The organism is Tardiphaga sp. GW822-FHT04G09, assembly GCF_058800725.1.
Genome location: NZ_JBXAMO010000003.1, coordinates 294,653 through 308,315, shown reverse-complemented (window position 1 = coordinate 308,315; position 13,663 = coordinate 294,653). Strand labels below are relative to the sequence as shown.

The window sequence follows — 13,663 nt, the reverse complement described above, 5'->3', positions numbered from 1 at the left end:
AGCAGCGATAAATCATAGGCTGGAGATCGTCAACGAAAGCCGAACGACGGTGTGACGACGCTTTCGTGACGAGCTTGATTTCAGCCCGATAATCGCCATTTTTGGAGGCAGACCACCCCCGCGCACCATTCACCATGATGAGTTTTCACCCACAATGCCCAGCCTGTCCGAACTCGTCGAAGAAGCACGGCTGTCCGCGCGCGCATTGCTCGATTATGGCGATGGTCTGTTCAATCCCACGGTGCGGCTTGGAGTCACGGGCCTGTCGCGCGCCGGCAAGACGGTATTCATTACCGCGCTCGTTCATGGCCTGACGCGCGGCGGACGCTTTCCGGTGTTCGAGTCCCTGGCTACAGGGCGCATCGCCAAGTCGCGCCTCGCGCCGCAGCCCGACGATGCCGTGCCGCGATTTGCCTATGAGGATCATCTGCGCACGCTGATCGATGAACGCCGGTGGCCGGACTCGACCACCGACATCAGCGAATTGCGTCTGGTCATCGACTATCAGCGTGCGAGCGGCGCCGACCGCACGCTGACGCTCGATATCGTCGACTATCCCGGCGAATGGCTGCTGGATCTCCCGCTGCTGGGCAAGAGCTATGAGGCATGGTCGGCGGAAAGTCTCGCGCTGTCGCGGCAAGGACCGCGCGCGGCACTGGCTGCCGCCTTTCATGCGCATCTCGCGACGCTCGATACCAACGCACCGGAAAACGAGCAGGCGACGCTCATCGCAGCCAGACTCTTCACCGACTATCTGCGCGCCTGCCGCGACGAACGCTTCGCCATGAGCCTGCTGCCGCCGGGCCGCTTTCTGATGCCGGGCAATCTCGCGGGCTCGCCGGCGCTCACCTTTGCGCCGCTCGACGTTAACAGCGACGGCAGCGCGCCGGATGGCTCGCTTTGGGCGATGATGAAGCGGCGCTACGAGGCCTACAAGGATGTCGTCGTCAGGCCGTTCTATCGCGATCACTTCGCACGGCTCGATCGCCAGATCGTGCTGGTCGATGCGCTCTCCGCCTTCAATGCCGGTCCGGAAGCACTGCACGATCTCGAAGCAGCCCTCGCCGGCATTCTCGACAGTTTCCGCATCGGCCGCGGCACGATCCTGAGTACGCTGTTTCGTCCGCGCGTCGATCGCATTCTGTTTGCGGCGACCAAGGCCGATCATCTGCATCACCTCAGCCATGACCGGCTCGAAGACATCCTGCGGCGAACCGTGACCAAGGCCGTTGCGCGCTCCGAGCTGGCCGGCGCCGCCGTCGATGTCGTCGCCATCGCCGCGGTCCGCGCCACCAAGGAAGCGCTGGTGCAGCGCGGCCGTGACAAGCTGCCGTCGATCATCGGCACGCCGGTCGCCGGCGAGGTCGCCAATGGCGAGACATTCGATGGCGAGACCGAAGTGGCGACTTTCCCCGGCGATCTGCCGACCGATCTGGATGGCTTGTTCGAGGGGCGTTCCTTCAGGGGTCTCTCGACAGATGCCGCCGACAAGGCCGACTATCGATTCCTGCGCTTCCGCCCGCCGCTGCTCACGCGCGACAGCGGCGAGGAGCCGGCGCTGCCTCACATCCGCCTCGACCGCGCGCTCCAGTTCCTGATCGGAGACAGGCTGCAATGACCGACCGTACGCGCCGCCCGGCCACGTTCCGGCTCGACGATCCCCATGTCACGGTGATGGACGCCGACGAGGACGCCGGCCGCCTCACCCGCGGCACCATCCGTATCACGCCGGAAGCCGATCCGATGGCGATGCCCGTCGTCATCGACGAACCGCCACGACCCGTGCGCACCGGTTTCCGCTGGGGCACGCTGTTCTGGACCGGACTCGGCGGCCTCGTGCTGCTCGGCACGGGTCTGGGCGTCACGCAACTGGTCCGCGACCTGTTCGCGATCAATGACGGCCTCGGCTTTGTCGGCCTCGGCTTCGCCGCGCTGGTCAGTGTCGCGCTGATCGCCATCATCACACGCGAAGCACTGAGCCTGATGCGCCTCGCCACCATCGAGAAGCTGCATGCCCGCGCGCTGGCCGTGATCGCCAGCGACGACCATGCCGAGAGCCGCGCGGTACTCGCCGATCTGCTGAAGCTCGCGCACAGCAATCCGCGGCTCGCCCGCGCGCGCACGGCCCTGCAGGGCCATGCCGGCGATATCATCGACGGCGCGGATCTCATTCGCGTGGCCGAACGCGAATTGATGAGCCCGCTCGACATCGAGGCGCGTCGCCTCGTCTCGGTTGCCGCGCAACGCGTCTCGGTGGTCACCGCCATCAGCCCGCGTGCGCTGGTCGATGTGTTGTTCGTCGCTGCCGCGGCGATCCGGCTGGTGCGCCAGCTGGCAAAACTCTATGGCGGCCGGCCGGGGACGCTGGGCATGATCACCTTGATGCGCCATGCCATCCGCCATCTTGCCATCACCGGCGGCATGGCCGCCAGCGACAGCATGATCCAGCAGGTGCTCGGCCATGGCATCGCCGCGAAACTCTCGCAGCGCCTCGGCGAAGGCGTGCTGAATGGCTTGCTCACCGCAAGGCTCGGGCTTGCTGCGATCGACGTGACGCGACCATTGCCGTTCACGGCACTGCCGCGCCCGCAGCTCGGCGACCTCGCCAAGGATCTGCTGCGCAAGCGGGACGGGGAAGAGTAGTCGCTCGCCCCGCAAGCGGGGAGAGATTATCTCAGCGCGCTGCCAGCTGAATGCGTGACGGCACAGACATCTCCGCCAGCGCCGGCCACTTGTAGAATGGCGTGTCGGGCGCAGGCGTCAGGTCCGGCGTCCAGCCGGTGAGCTTGTCGATCGCATAGTGCTTCATCGCCGTGCCGCGCCAGACGGTGTCGACTTCGGCGAGAGGCGAGAGCACCGCACTGGTCGTCGCCAGCAGCGGGCGCTGGTTGTCCGCGGTCTGCGCGATGTAGAGTCCGGTGCGATCTCTGATCTTGTCCATGCCGGGATCGCGGAAGCCCAGAAACCGCGCGCGCTCATTGACCTGCACCACCGGCACCTTGTCCTTCAGATGCCAGCGCAGCATCGCATAGGTGCGGTAGTCGGTCGTCGCGATCCAGGTGGCGCCGGTGGTCTTCATCTCGGCCAGCGCGCGGTCGGCCAGCACCTGATAGCCGCCCTCGCCGCCGAGCGGATCGTTCTTGCCGATCAGATTCCACGGCGCGGCCACGCAATACAGGAACACCAGCACCACCAGCGGAATGCCGGTGGCGATGGCCGCAATGGTCCAGCCATAGGAGGCGCGCACCATGCGCTTCGACCAGCCGTCGCCCGGCAGTTTCGTGAGATTGATCGCCGCCGCGGCGATGCCGGCGGGCCACAGGAACATCGGCCAGGTGTCACCAACCCGCAATGTCAGCGACTTCCACGCGAAATACAGAAACGGCACCAGCACGCAGGTGGCAAGCAGGATCGCGACCGGTTCGCGGCGGCGATAGCCGCGCCACGCCATCGCAACGACAGCGGAGAGGATGACCGGCATCAGGATGAAGCCGACCTGGCCGAATTGCAGGCCGAGAAAATCGCCAAGCGTGCGCAGCGATACCTCGTTATTGGTGGTCGCACGGATGAACTGGAACCTGAACGACGCCCAGTCGTGTCCGGCATTCCAGATCAGCACCGGCGATGAGATCGCAAGTGCGATCAGCACGGCGAGCCATGGATACGGACTGCGCAGCCAGCGCCCGCGCCATTCCGGCACCAGCATGAAAGCGAGAATGCCCGGCACGAACATCACCACGGTCAACTTCGACAACAGCGCGAGACCGCCGAACGCGCCGGCGGCAAGCCACCAGCGCCCGTCATGGCTTTCGGCCAGCCGCACCAGCGCCCACAGCATCGCCATGGCGAACGGGATCAGCGCCACGTCCGGCGCCACCTTGGCCATCAGCAATCCGTAATACAGCGCGGCTTCCGACATCAGCACCGCCAGCAGCACGGCGCGCAGATCCTGCGTGACGCGGCGGACGATGTCGGCGAGGAGCAGTTGCGTCACCGCCATCGCCACGATACCGGCGCAACGCGCGCCGAAATTCGTGTCGCCGAATAGCCACGTGCCGAAGCGGATGAACCAGGAAATCATCGGCGGGTGATCGAGGAACGACAGCACGTTTTCCTTCGACCATGTCCAGTAATACGCCTCGTCGGTGCGCAGATCGAACAGCCCGGCATAGATCAGCCGCATCGCGGTCAGCGCCACCAGCAATGCGCCGATCGCCCAAAAGGCGCGGCGGGAGACATTCCGATCGAGGTAAGGGTCGGGAAAGGGCGTCATCGCGGAGCTTTTCGGCGGACTTCGCCACGGTGTCAACTTGTTGACTTTACTGCTGGATAAGGTCTGTCCAGAGGCTGCTCCGGATGGCATCGGAGCGCGTCCCGCCGTAGGATTTCGCCATGGACGCGACATTCAAGACAGCCGGCAAGCAACTTGAGGCCGCGCCGGCCACCGCATGGTGGCGGAGCATCGGCCTGCACCAGATCCGCCTCGCCTGCGGGCTGGTGCTGTTCACCTACCTGCTCAGCCATTTCCTCAACCACGCACTCGGCAACATCTCGCTCGACGCGCTGCAGGCCGGCGTCATCATCCATGCCGGCTTCTGGCAATCCTTTCCGGTCGCCGAGATCTTTTATTCGGCCGTGACGATCCATATGGCGCTGGGAATCTGGGCGCTGTACGAACGCCGGCAATTTCGCTGGCGGGCCATCGAGCCGCTGCAACTCGTGCTCGGGCTCAGTATCCCGGCACTCATCGTCGCCCATGTTGTCGCGGTCAGGCTCGGCCAGAACCTGTTCGATATCGACCGTAGCTATCCGCAGGTGTTCTACAGCTCGATTACATCTCCGCTCCGAATGTGGTCGATGTATCTCGTGGTGCTCGTCTCCTGGCTTCACGGCTGCATCGGATTGTACTTCTGGCTGCGGCTGAAAACCTATTTCAAGCGCCTGGCGCCCTACTTGCTTGCAGCAGCCGTTCTGATTCCGACGCTGGCGCTGCTGGGCATCTTTCAGGGCAAACGCGAGGTCGAAGCGAAGCTGGCGTCGCCGCAATGGCGGGCGGCAAATCTCAACGAGACACGGCTCGGCACCGAGCCGCAACAACAGACGCTGGGCGATCTCACGGATCAGCTCCTGATCGGTTATGCCGCGCTGCTCGCCATCGCGCTGGCGGCGCGCGGCATCCGGCAGGTGGTGGAGCAGCGCGCCGGGATGGTCAATCTCGCTTATGGCGATGGCCGCAAAATCCGCGTCCCCACGGGACTTAGCATCCTCGAAGCCAGCCTGCGCCATCGCGTTCCGCATGCCAGTGTCTGCGGCGGACGCGCGCGCTGCTCGACCTGCCGCATTCGCGTCACCAGCGACATCGCCAGACTGCCGGCACCGTCAGCACGCGAAGCCTTCATTCTGAGCCGGATCGGTGCGGGTGCCGATCCCGCTGTTCGCCTTGCCTGCCAATTGCGACCGACGACCGATGTGGCCTTCGTGCAATTGTTCGCGCCGCAGGTGACCAGCGCAAATGCCCATGCATCGCATCCGACGCGGATCGGCCAGGAGCGCTATCTCGTTTGCATGTTCGTGGACATGCGCGGTTCGACCATGCTCGCCGAAAAGCGATTGCCCTTCGACACGGTGTTTATCGTCAATCGCTTCCTCAATGCCGTCTCGCAAGCGGTGATCGCCAGTGGCGGCCAGCCCAACCAGTTCATCGGCGACGGCGAGCTGGCGCTGTTCGGTCTTGCCTGCGATCCGCAGACGGCGTGCCGTCAGGCTCTGCAGGCCGCACACCTCATCGCCGAAAATATCGACGAACTCAATCGCACCCTCGCCCATGACTTGCCGCAGCCGCTGCGTTTCGGCATCGGCATTCACGGCGGTGAAGTCATCGTCGGCGATATCGGCTACCGCGATCACATGGTGTTCACGGCGCTCGGCGATGCCGTCAACGTTGCTGCGCGCCTGCAGGACATGACCAAGAGCCTCGCTTGCGAAGTGATCATCTCCGAAGAAGTCTGCACCACCGCGGGGCTCGCAGCCGATGCACTGCCACATCAGGATGTTGCGATCCGCGGCCGCGCCGCACCGATGAATGTGCGCATGATCACAGACGCGAAGGTGCTTTCAACACTCGTCGCCAGCGATATGGTTGCTGCGTCCTGACGCAGTTATTGCACGGCGCGGCGGTGGCATCCGCCTGAACAGGCGTTCAGAAAATTCCTTCTGACATTCCTCGAACCCGCTCCGAAATCGATGCGACGAATTTGCGATGGATCGAACGGACAGATCCCGCAACCAGCGCTTCGCGCATCACTGAAGGAGAATGATCATGTTTCGCAAACTCGCACTCGCATTCGTTGCTGCAGCTTCTCTCGGCGCGATGGCACTGACGCCGTCCACCGCATCCGCCCATGGCTGGGGCTGGCATGGCGGTCACCACCACTTCCATGGCGGCGGCTTCTACGGCCCCGCTTTCGGCGTCGGCTATGTCGGTGGCGGCACCGGATGCTATGTGAGCCGCCGCGTGATGACGCCCTGGGGCCTGCGCTGGCGCACGGTGAACGTCTGCTACTGAACTATTCCAATCAGGCAGGGTCCCGACCGCTATACCGGTCGGGGCTTTTGCTGCGTTGCAATCACCGGCATGAGTTCCGGCTGCAGATTCCAGACGCCATTTCTCAAAAGCAAAAATTGACTTGTCGAAGCTTGGCGCGACTATGGGGTCAAGGTGTCCGTGATGACGGCGCCATATGACAGCTTCGGAGGAAGCCCATGCTCGATCGACGAGAATTGATGAAACGTGCCGGTGCAGGATTGACTGCACTGGGCGCTGCGACAACGCTTGACCCGATCAAATCCTATGCGCTCGACACCGTAACCTTGCCGTTCGACAACGGCGAGCGACCGCTGGTCAAATATCCGCAGAAGCGCCGCCTGATCGGCATCACCAGCCGCCCGCCGCAGCTCGAGACGCCGTTCGCGGTCTTCAATGAAGGCGTGATCACGCCGAATGATGCGTTCTTCGTCCGATATCACCTCGCCGACATTCCGCTCAGCATCGATCCCGATACATTCACGCTGGAGATCAAGGGCAGCGTCGAGCGGCCGACCAAGCTGTCGCTGAAAGAGCTCAAGGCGATGCCTGCGCTGGAGATCGTCGCCGTCAACCAGTGCTCGGGCAACAGCCGCGGATTTTTCAACCCGCGCGTTGCCGGCGGTCAGCTCGGCAATGGCGCGATGGGCAATGCGCGCTGGCGCGGCGTCCCGCTCAAGGCCGTGCTCGACAAAGCGGGCATCAAGGCGGGCGCCAAACAGGTGACCTTTGGCGGGCTCGATGGTCCCGTCAGTGACAAGACGCCGGATTTCGCCAAGGCGCTCGACCTCGACCATGCCCGCGACGGCGAGGTGATGCTGGCCTATGCGATGAATGGCGCCGATCTGCCGATGCTCAATGGCTTCCCGCTGCGGCTCGTGGTGCCCGGCTATTACGGCACCTATTGGGTCAAGCACCTCAACGAGATCACGGTGATCGACACTGTGTTCGATAATTTCTGGATGAAGTCGGCCTACCGGATACCGGACAATGACTGCAATTGCGTCGAGCCGGGCACCGCGCCGAAGGCCACCATTCCGATCAATCGCTTCACGGTGCGCTCCTTCATCACGAGTATCAGTGACGGCGCCAGACTGAAGGCCGGCACGACAACGCTGAAGGGCATCGCGTTCGACGGCGGCAAGGGCATCAAGGATGTCGCGATCTCGACCGATGGCGGCAAGGCATGGATGCCGGCGACGCTCGGCAAGGACCTTGGCAACTATTCGTTCCGGGAATGGACACTGCCGGTCAAGCTTGCCGCCGGCCCACACGAGATCAAGGTGCGCGCGACCAACAAGGCCGGCGTATCGCAACCGATGGAGGCGCTGTGGAATCCCGCGGGATATCTCCGCAACGTCGTCGAAACCGTTCGCGTCACAGCGGCCTAAGGGGATCGCATATGAGAAACATGATTTGCGCCCTGATCGCCGCAACCGCCGTCGGGACGGCCGGACTGGCACAGTTGCAGGCCAGGCCTGTGACCTACACGCTTCCCGAGGAGACCGCCGCGTTCAAACCGGGACCGGGCGTCGAGGCCGCGCAGAACAATTGCACGGCCTGTCACTCCGCGGACTACATTCAGACCCAGCCCCGCGGACCCAGGTTCAAGAAGGATTTCTGGCAGGCGGAAGTGACCAAGATGATCAAGGTTTACGGCGCACCGATTGACGATGCGGATGCTGCTGCGATCGTCGACTATCTAACGGCCACCTACTAAACGCACGGGGTCTGCCCCCTGCATGGCCGTGAGGATCACGCGTGGGTCGAACGCGCGTGGTCCTGCACGCGACCAGCCTAACAGGCGTCAAAATGTCCCAAAACTGCTGAAATGGGCTGCTCTGGATGCAATATGCGCCCGTTTGAACGATTTCTGCACGCCGTTTGAGCTATCAAGCTTGGCAATCCGCGCGTAACGTGCGCATGTCGGATATGCTGGTTTGCGGGGACCGGCAGTTCGTTATCGATTTTGATCCCGTGGAGACGACGTGATGACTAAAGGTACTGTGAAGTGGTTCAACCCGACGAAGGGTTACGGATTCATCCAGCCGGCAAATGGCGGCAAGGACGTGTTCGTTCATATTTCGGCAGTTGAGAAGGCTGGCCTTTCGACACTGAACGAAGGACAGACCGTTGAATTCGAGGAAGTTGCCAACCGCGGCAAGACCTCGGCTGAGAACCTCAAGGTCTGATACATCTGGTTTGATACCAGTGTGATCCGGTCACTTCACCAGACTCTCGTCAGGCAAGTCTTCGAGATCACGCCTCAACAATGTAGAGCGCATTCGGCACGAGCGGTTTCCTCCGAAGGGGCATCTCTCCTGCAACGCAATCAGTTTCACGCAGGATTGCGCTAATTCGATCCGCGGTGTGCGCTCTAGCCTAACTCCAAAAGCCGAGCTGAGACCTTTCGAAGGCCCGCTCCTTATAGCCGCCAGTTGACGTGACGCACGCCTCAGCGACGCGACGGCGCTCCATTCCCTGCTTCAGTTTTCCTTGACCCACTGATCGGCCGGCTTGACGTCGGGCAGCTGCGCATAGCCGCGCGTCCACATGTCGACGACCCATTCGGTGCCCGTCGCGCGGTCCACCAGTACAGCAGTATTGTGCGGCGTCTGCAGCACCAGCGCATTGCCGCGATAGCGCGGATTGCCCACCGTGTGATGCTTCAGCAAACCCCAGTCCTGGATGATCAGCAGCAGGCTGGTGACGTTGCGCGTCGTGTCCCAGCAATCGAAATTGTGCTTGTCGTCGAAATAGCGGAAATCCGCATTGGCGATCCGCTTGTCGGTGCCGAGCACCGGGCCGACGCGGCGGTCCCACCACACCACCGCCTTCTGCACCGCGGCGCGCTCCGCCACGGCCGACGCCTTGCCGGCGGCGAGAAGCTTGGTGAGCGCAGCCCTGTCGGCGGAGGTGAAATCGAAGACGTGACGTCGCCGGCACACGAAGCCGTAGCAGATCGTCATGGAACCGGCCGATGGCGGATAGATCGACACCGACGTGTAGAGATCGCCGACCTCGCGGGACATCTCGATCGCACGCGCATGGGATGTCGGCAGCAAGCCCGTCGCAGCGATGACGCCCGCCGCGATCGCAACACGAAGATTGAAGTGGCCTGCCCGCATGATCTGCTCCGAGAGAAACGCGCGGAAACCTAACGCAGCGTCTTCACCCTGCCAAGGTAACGGCAGGGCAACGGCGGCGTTATCCCGGCTCGCTATCCCACGGGCAGCGGCGCATCGCGCTTCACTTCTTCCATGACGGCGTAAGTGCGGGTCTCGCGCACGCCCGGCAGCGCCAGCAAACTCTCGCCGAGGAACCGCCGATAGGCGCTCATGTCGGCAACGCGCGCCTTCACCAGGTAATCGAAACCGCCGGCCACCATGTGACACTCCAGCACTTCCGGCGCGAGCCGCACGGCGCGGGCGAACCGCTCGAACACATCGGGCGTGGTCTTGTCGAGCAGCACCTCAACGAACACCAGCAGACCGAGACCCAGCATCTGCGGATTGAGCCGCGCCCCATAGCCCTCGATATAGCCGTCGCGCTGCAGCCGCTTCAACCGCTCGCCGATCGAGGTTGGGGACAGGCCGATCCGCTCGGCCAGCTCCACATTGGCGATTCGGCCATCGGCCTGCAGGACGGCGAGGATTTTCCGGTCGATCTTGTCGATATCACTCATATCGAGTGTTTAGCACGATCAGTTCCGGATTATGTAAGGTAAAATTGTGAAATGACCTATCGAACACCGGAAATATCGGGATTAGGCTTGGATCATATCCGAGGAAATGCCCATGTTGCCCGATTCCACCCTCTCGCCCTTCACTGCGCCCTACGCGCCGGATGACCGGGCCATAGCGGCCCGGCTGCTGGCCGGTGCCACCCTGTCGCCCGAGCAGGACGCCCGGATCAACACAACGGCCACGCGCCTGATCGACGCCATTCGCGCCAGGGACGACCGCTTCGGCGGCGTCGAAGACATGCTGCGGGAATATGCGCTGTCCACCAAAGAAGGTCTCGCGCTGATGGTGCTGGCGGAGGCGCTGCTGCGGGTGCCGGACGCGCGCACTGCCGACGCCTTCATCGAGGACAAGCTCGGCCGGGGCGATTTCATCCATCACGAGACGAAGTCGAGCGCCTTCCTGGTCAATGCGTCGGCCTGGGCGCTCGGCATCTCGCAACGCGCGATCCAGCCGGGCGAGACGCCGACGGGGACACTGGGCCGGCTGGCCAAGCGGATCGGCCTGCCTGCAGTGCGCACGGCGACGCGGCAGGCCATGCGGCTGATGGGCAGCCACTTCGTGCTCGGGGAAACCATCGATGCCGCGCTGGCCCGCGCCCGTGCACCGTCCGAGCGCCCGGCGCGCTATTCGTTCGACATGCTCGGCGAAGGCGCCCGCACCAAGGACGATGCCCAGCGCTATTTCGACTCCTATGCCTCGGCCATCTCAGCCATCGGCCGCATCGCGGGCACCCCCCCGCTGCCCGATCGGCCGGGCATCTCCGTCAAGCTCTCGGCGCTGCATCCGCGTTATGAGGCGGTGAGCCATCAGCGCGTGATGCACGGACTGGTGCCGCGCCTGATCGCGCTGGCACAGCAGGCCAAGGCCCATGACCTCAATTTCACGGTCGATGCGGAGGAAGCCGACCGCCTCGAATTGTCGCTCGACGTGATCGATGCGGCCTTTGCCGATCCGTCGCTGGCAGGCTGGGACGGATTTGGCCTTGCGATCCAGGCCTATCAGAAGCGCTGCGCCGATGTGATCGATCACATCGACGCGCTGGCGCGCCGTCACGATCGCAAGGTGATGGTCCGCCTCGTCAAGGGCGCCTATTGGGACACCGAGATCAAGCGCGCGCAGGAACGCGGCCTCCCCGGCTATCCGGTGTTCACGCGCAAGGCGATGACCGATTTGAACTACATCGCCTGCGCGCAGAAACTGCTGGCATTGCGGCCGCGCATCTTTCCGCAATTCGCTACGCACAACGCACTGACGGTCGCAACCATTCTCGAACTGGCCGGCGCGAACGGCGGCTATGAATTCCAGCGCCTGCACGGCATGGGCGACGCGCTCTACGAACAACTCGGCAAGGACCATCCCGCCATTCGCTGGCGCACCTATGCGCCGGTTGGCAGTCATCGCGATCTGCTGGCCTATCTGGTGCGGCGTCTGCTGGAGAACGGCGCCAACTCGTCCTTCGTAGCCATTGCCGCAGATGACACGGTGCCGGTCGCGACGCTGCTCAAGCGGCCTGCCGCGATCATCAGCACTCCCGACGGCGCGCGGCATCCGAAGATTCCCTTGCCCGCCGATCTGTATCGGCCCGAGCGCATCAATTCGCAGGGCATCGAATTCGGCGAACGCGCGGCGCTGGGGCAATTGCTGAAAGATGTGACGGCCGACAGGCCGAGCAACGTAACCACCAGCGACGCCACGCCAGATGAAGCCAACAGAGCGATAACCGACGCGCTGGCTGGCTTCCGGTCCTGGAGCCGCACACCAGCCGATACACGCGGCGCCATCCTGGAACGCGCCGCCGATCTGCTGGAGCAACGCCGCGCGTCCTTCATCGCGTTGTTGCAGCTCGAAGGCGGCAAGACCCTGGACGACGCATTGTCGGAAGTCCGCGAGGCCATCGACTTCTGCCGCTATTATGCTGCGCAGGGCCGCAAGCAATTCGGCGCTGGCGAAGCGATGCCCGGCCCCACCGGCGAGGCCAATGTGCTGCATCTGCGCGGTCGCGGCGTCTTCATCGCCATCTCGCCGTGGAATTTTCCGCTGGCGATCTTTCTCGGCCAGGTCAGCGCTGCGCTGATGGCAGGCAATGCGGTGGTCGCAAAGCCGGCCGAACAGACACCTGATGTTGCAGCGAAAGCGGTGGACCTGCTTCATGAAGCCGGCATACCAGCCTCTGCATTGCATCTCATTCGGGGCGACGGCCGTATCGGTGCCGCGCTGGTGGAACATCCCGCCATTGCCGGCGTGGTGTTCACGGGATCGACAGAGGTGGCCCGATCGATCAACCGCACCCTCGCCGCCAAGAACGGCCCGATCGTGCCTCTCATCGCAGAGACGGGCGGCATCAATGCGATGATCGTGGATGCCACCGCATTGCCGGAACAGGTCGCCGACGACGTGGTGATGTCGGCGTTCCGCTCGGCCGGGCAGCGCTGTTCGGCGCTGCGGCTGCTGTTCGTGCAGGACGACGTCGCCGACCGCATGATCGAGATGATCGTGGGCAGCGCGCGCGAATTGAAGCTCGGCGATCCCGCCGACCCGGCAACGCATATCGGTCCGGTGATCGATGCCGAAGCGAAGCAGAAGCTCGATGCGCATATCGCGCGCATGACACGCGAGGCACGCGTGCATCTCGCGGGCACCGCGCCTGCAGGCAACTTCGTTGCGCCGCATATTTTCGAGCTCGCCAGCGCCCGGCAACTCACCGAGGAAGTGTTCGGGCCGATCCTGCATGTGGTGCGCTATCACGCTGCCGACTTCGACAAGGTGTTGCAGGATATTTCCGGCACCGGCTACGGCCTCACGCTCGGCGTGCATTCGCGGATCGACGATATGGTCGAGCGCGTGATCGCGCGTCTGCCGGTCGGCAACGTCTATGTGAATCGCAATATGATCGGCGCGGTCGTGGGCGTGCAACCCTTCGGCGGCTTCGGCCTGTCGGGCACAGGGCCAAAGGCCGGCGGCCCGCATTATCTCGCCCGCTTCGCCACCGAACAGACCGTCACGATCAACACGGCAGCCGCAGGGGGCAATGCAGCATTGATGACAGATCAAAACTGATCCTTCTTACCCTCCCCTGGAGGGGGAGGGTCGGTGAGCAGCACGCAACGCGTGTTGCGAGACGGGGTGGGGTGAAGCCACAACGACGGAGCTTGCTGCTTCACCCCACCCCGCTGCGCGCTATGCACGCAGCTAACCCTCCCCCTCCAGGGGAGGGTTAGCTGAGCCCGTTGCATCGCCCCTCGAAGATGGGTCAAATGCGCTGCCGGATTCCAGACGGAATTAAATTCCGGCAGGCGGCAATACAACACGTAGAACAAAAGCGACGGGAGCGACG

11 protein-coding genes are annotated in these 13,663 nt (G+C 63.7%); 8 read left to right on the top strand and 3 right to left on the bottom strand.

Annotated features, from left to right (window positions below; translation table 11 throughout):
• The first annotated feature begins 154 nt into the window (after positions 1–154).
• On the top strand, positions 155–1,618 hold the full coding sequence (locus AC1RLZ_RS08175; RefSeq protein ID WP_493188238.1) for a YcjX family GTP-binding protein: 1,464 nt from the start codon (positions 155–157) through the stop codon (positions 1,616–1,618).
• Positions 1,615–2,643 (top strand): YcjF family protein, encoded by a 1,029-nt coding sequence (locus AC1RLZ_RS08170; protein ID WP_493188237.1) that lies wholly within the window; start codon positions 1,615–1,617, stop codon positions 2,641–2,643. The genes AC1RLZ_RS08175 and AC1RLZ_RS08170 overlap by 4 nt, the downstream gene beginning before the upstream one ends.
• Before the next feature lie 31 nt (positions 2,644–2,674).
• On the opposite strand, the gene AC1RLZ_RS08165 is transcribed toward AC1RLZ_RS08170, so the two are convergent.
• Entirely contained in the window at positions 2,675–4,273 is a 1,599-nt protein-coding gene (locus AC1RLZ_RS08165; protein ID WP_493188236.1) for a glycosyltransferase family 39 protein, read from the bottom strand.
• Positions 4,274–4,392: 119 nt separating this feature from the next.
• On the opposite strand from AC1RLZ_RS08165, the gene AC1RLZ_RS08160 reads away from it, so the two are divergent.
• The 5 genes from AC1RLZ_RS08160 to AC1RLZ_RS08140 all read left to right on the top strand — a co-directional run bounded on the left by AC1RLZ_RS08160 (position 4,393) and on the right by AC1RLZ_RS08140 (position 8,775).
• A complete protein-coding gene (locus tag AC1RLZ_RS08160) occupies positions 4,393–6,153 on the top strand; it encodes an adenylate/guanylate cyclase domain-containing protein (RefSeq protein WP_493188235.1) in 1,761 nt (586 codons plus the stop codon).
• A 166-nt stretch (positions 6,154–6,319) separates the two neighbouring features.
• A complete protein-coding gene (locus AC1RLZ_RS08155; protein ID WP_493188234.1) occupies positions 6,320–6,565 on the top strand; it encodes a hypothetical protein in 246 nt (81 codons plus the stop codon).
• A 197-nt stretch (positions 6,566–6,762) separates the two neighbouring features.
• Entirely contained in the window at positions 6,763–7,974 is a 1,212-nt protein-coding gene (gene sorA, locus AC1RLZ_RS08150; RefSeq protein ID WP_493188233.1) for a SorA family sulfite dehydrogenase catalytic subunit, read from the top strand.
• Between the two features lie 20 nt (positions 7,975–7,994).
• Entirely contained in the window at positions 7,995–8,303 is a 309-nt protein-coding gene (sorB, locus tag AC1RLZ_RS08145; protein ID WP_493188391.1) for a SorB family sulfite dehydrogenase c-type cytochrome subunit, read from the top strand.
• A 271-nt stretch (positions 8,304–8,574) separates the two neighbouring features.
• Positions 8,575–8,775, top strand: coding sequence for a cold-shock protein (locus AC1RLZ_RS08140; RefSeq protein WP_068734210.1), 201 nt, complete (start codon positions 8,575–8,577; stop codon positions 8,773–8,775).
• A gap of 294 nt (positions 8,776–9,069) precedes the next feature.
• Here the strand turns inward: AC1RLZ_RS08140 and AC1RLZ_RS08135 are convergent, their stop codons facing one another.
• Positions 9,070–9,711, bottom strand: a complete 642-nt coding sequence (locus AC1RLZ_RS08135; RefSeq protein WP_493188232.1) for a hypothetical protein — start codon at positions 9,709–9,711, stop codon at positions 9,070–9,072.
• A 92-nt stretch (positions 9,712–9,803) separates the two neighbouring features.
• Positions 9,804–10,268: an Lrp/AsnC ligand binding domain-containing protein gene (locus AC1RLZ_RS08130; protein ID WP_371424221.1), complete on the bottom strand. Its 465-nt coding sequence runs from the start codon at positions 10,266–10,268 to the stop codon at positions 9,804–9,806.
• A gap of 112 nt (positions 10,269–10,380) precedes the next feature.
• On the opposite strand from AC1RLZ_RS08130, the gene putA reads away from it, so the two are divergent.
• On the top strand, positions 10,381–13,386 hold the full coding sequence (gene putA / locus AC1RLZ_RS08125; RefSeq protein ID WP_493188231.1) for a bifunctional proline dehydrogenase/L-glutamate gamma-semialdehyde dehydrogenase PutA: 3,006 nt from the start codon (positions 10,381–10,383) through the stop codon (positions 13,384–13,386).
• Positions 13,387–13,663 lie beyond the last annotated feature (277 nt).

Excerpts from the sequence above, each read along its gene's own strand:
- AC1RLZ_RS08140 (WP_068734210.1), top strand. The coding sequence starts at position 8,575 with ATGACTAAAGGTACTGTGAAGTGGTTCAACCCGACGAAGGGTTACGGA.
- sorB (WP_493188391.1), top strand. The coding sequence starts at position 7,995 with ATGATTTGCGCCCTGATCGCCGCAACCGCCGTCGGGACGGCCGGACTG.
- AC1RLZ_RS08175 (WP_493188238.1), top strand. The coding sequence starts at position 155 with ATGCCCAGCCTGTCCGAACTCGTCGAAGAAGCACGGCTGTCCGCGCGC.
- AC1RLZ_RS08135 (WP_493188232.1), bottom strand. The coding sequence starts at position 9,711 with ATGCGGGCAGGCCACTTCAATCTTCGTGTTGCGATCGCGGCGGGCGTC.
- AC1RLZ_RS08155 (WP_493188234.1), top strand. The coding sequence starts at position 6,320 with ATGTTTCGCAAACTCGCACTCGCATTCGTTGCTGCAGCTTCTCTCGGC.
- sorA (WP_493188233.1), top strand. The coding sequence starts at position 6,763 with ATGCTCGATCGACGAGAATTGATGAAACGTGCCGGTGCAGGATTGACT.
- AC1RLZ_RS08130 (WP_371424221.1), bottom strand. The coding sequence starts at position 10,268 with ATGAGTGATATCGACAAGATCGACCGGAAAATCCTCGCCGTCCTGCAG.
- AC1RLZ_RS08160 (WP_493188235.1), top strand. The coding sequence starts at position 4,393 with ATGGACGCGACATTCAAGACAGCCGGCAAGCAACTTGAGGCCGCGCCG.
- AC1RLZ_RS08165 (WP_493188236.1), bottom strand. The coding sequence starts at position 4,273 with ATGACGCCCTTTCCCGACCCTTACCTCGATCGGAATGTCTCCCGCCGC.
- AC1RLZ_RS08170 (WP_493188237.1), top strand. The coding sequence starts at position 1,615 with ATGACCGACCGTACGCGCCGCCCGGCCACGTTCCGGCTCGACGATCCC.
- putA (WP_493188231.1), top strand. The coding sequence starts at position 10,381 with ATGTTGCCCGATTCCACCCTCTCGCCCTTCACTGCGCCCTACGCGCCG.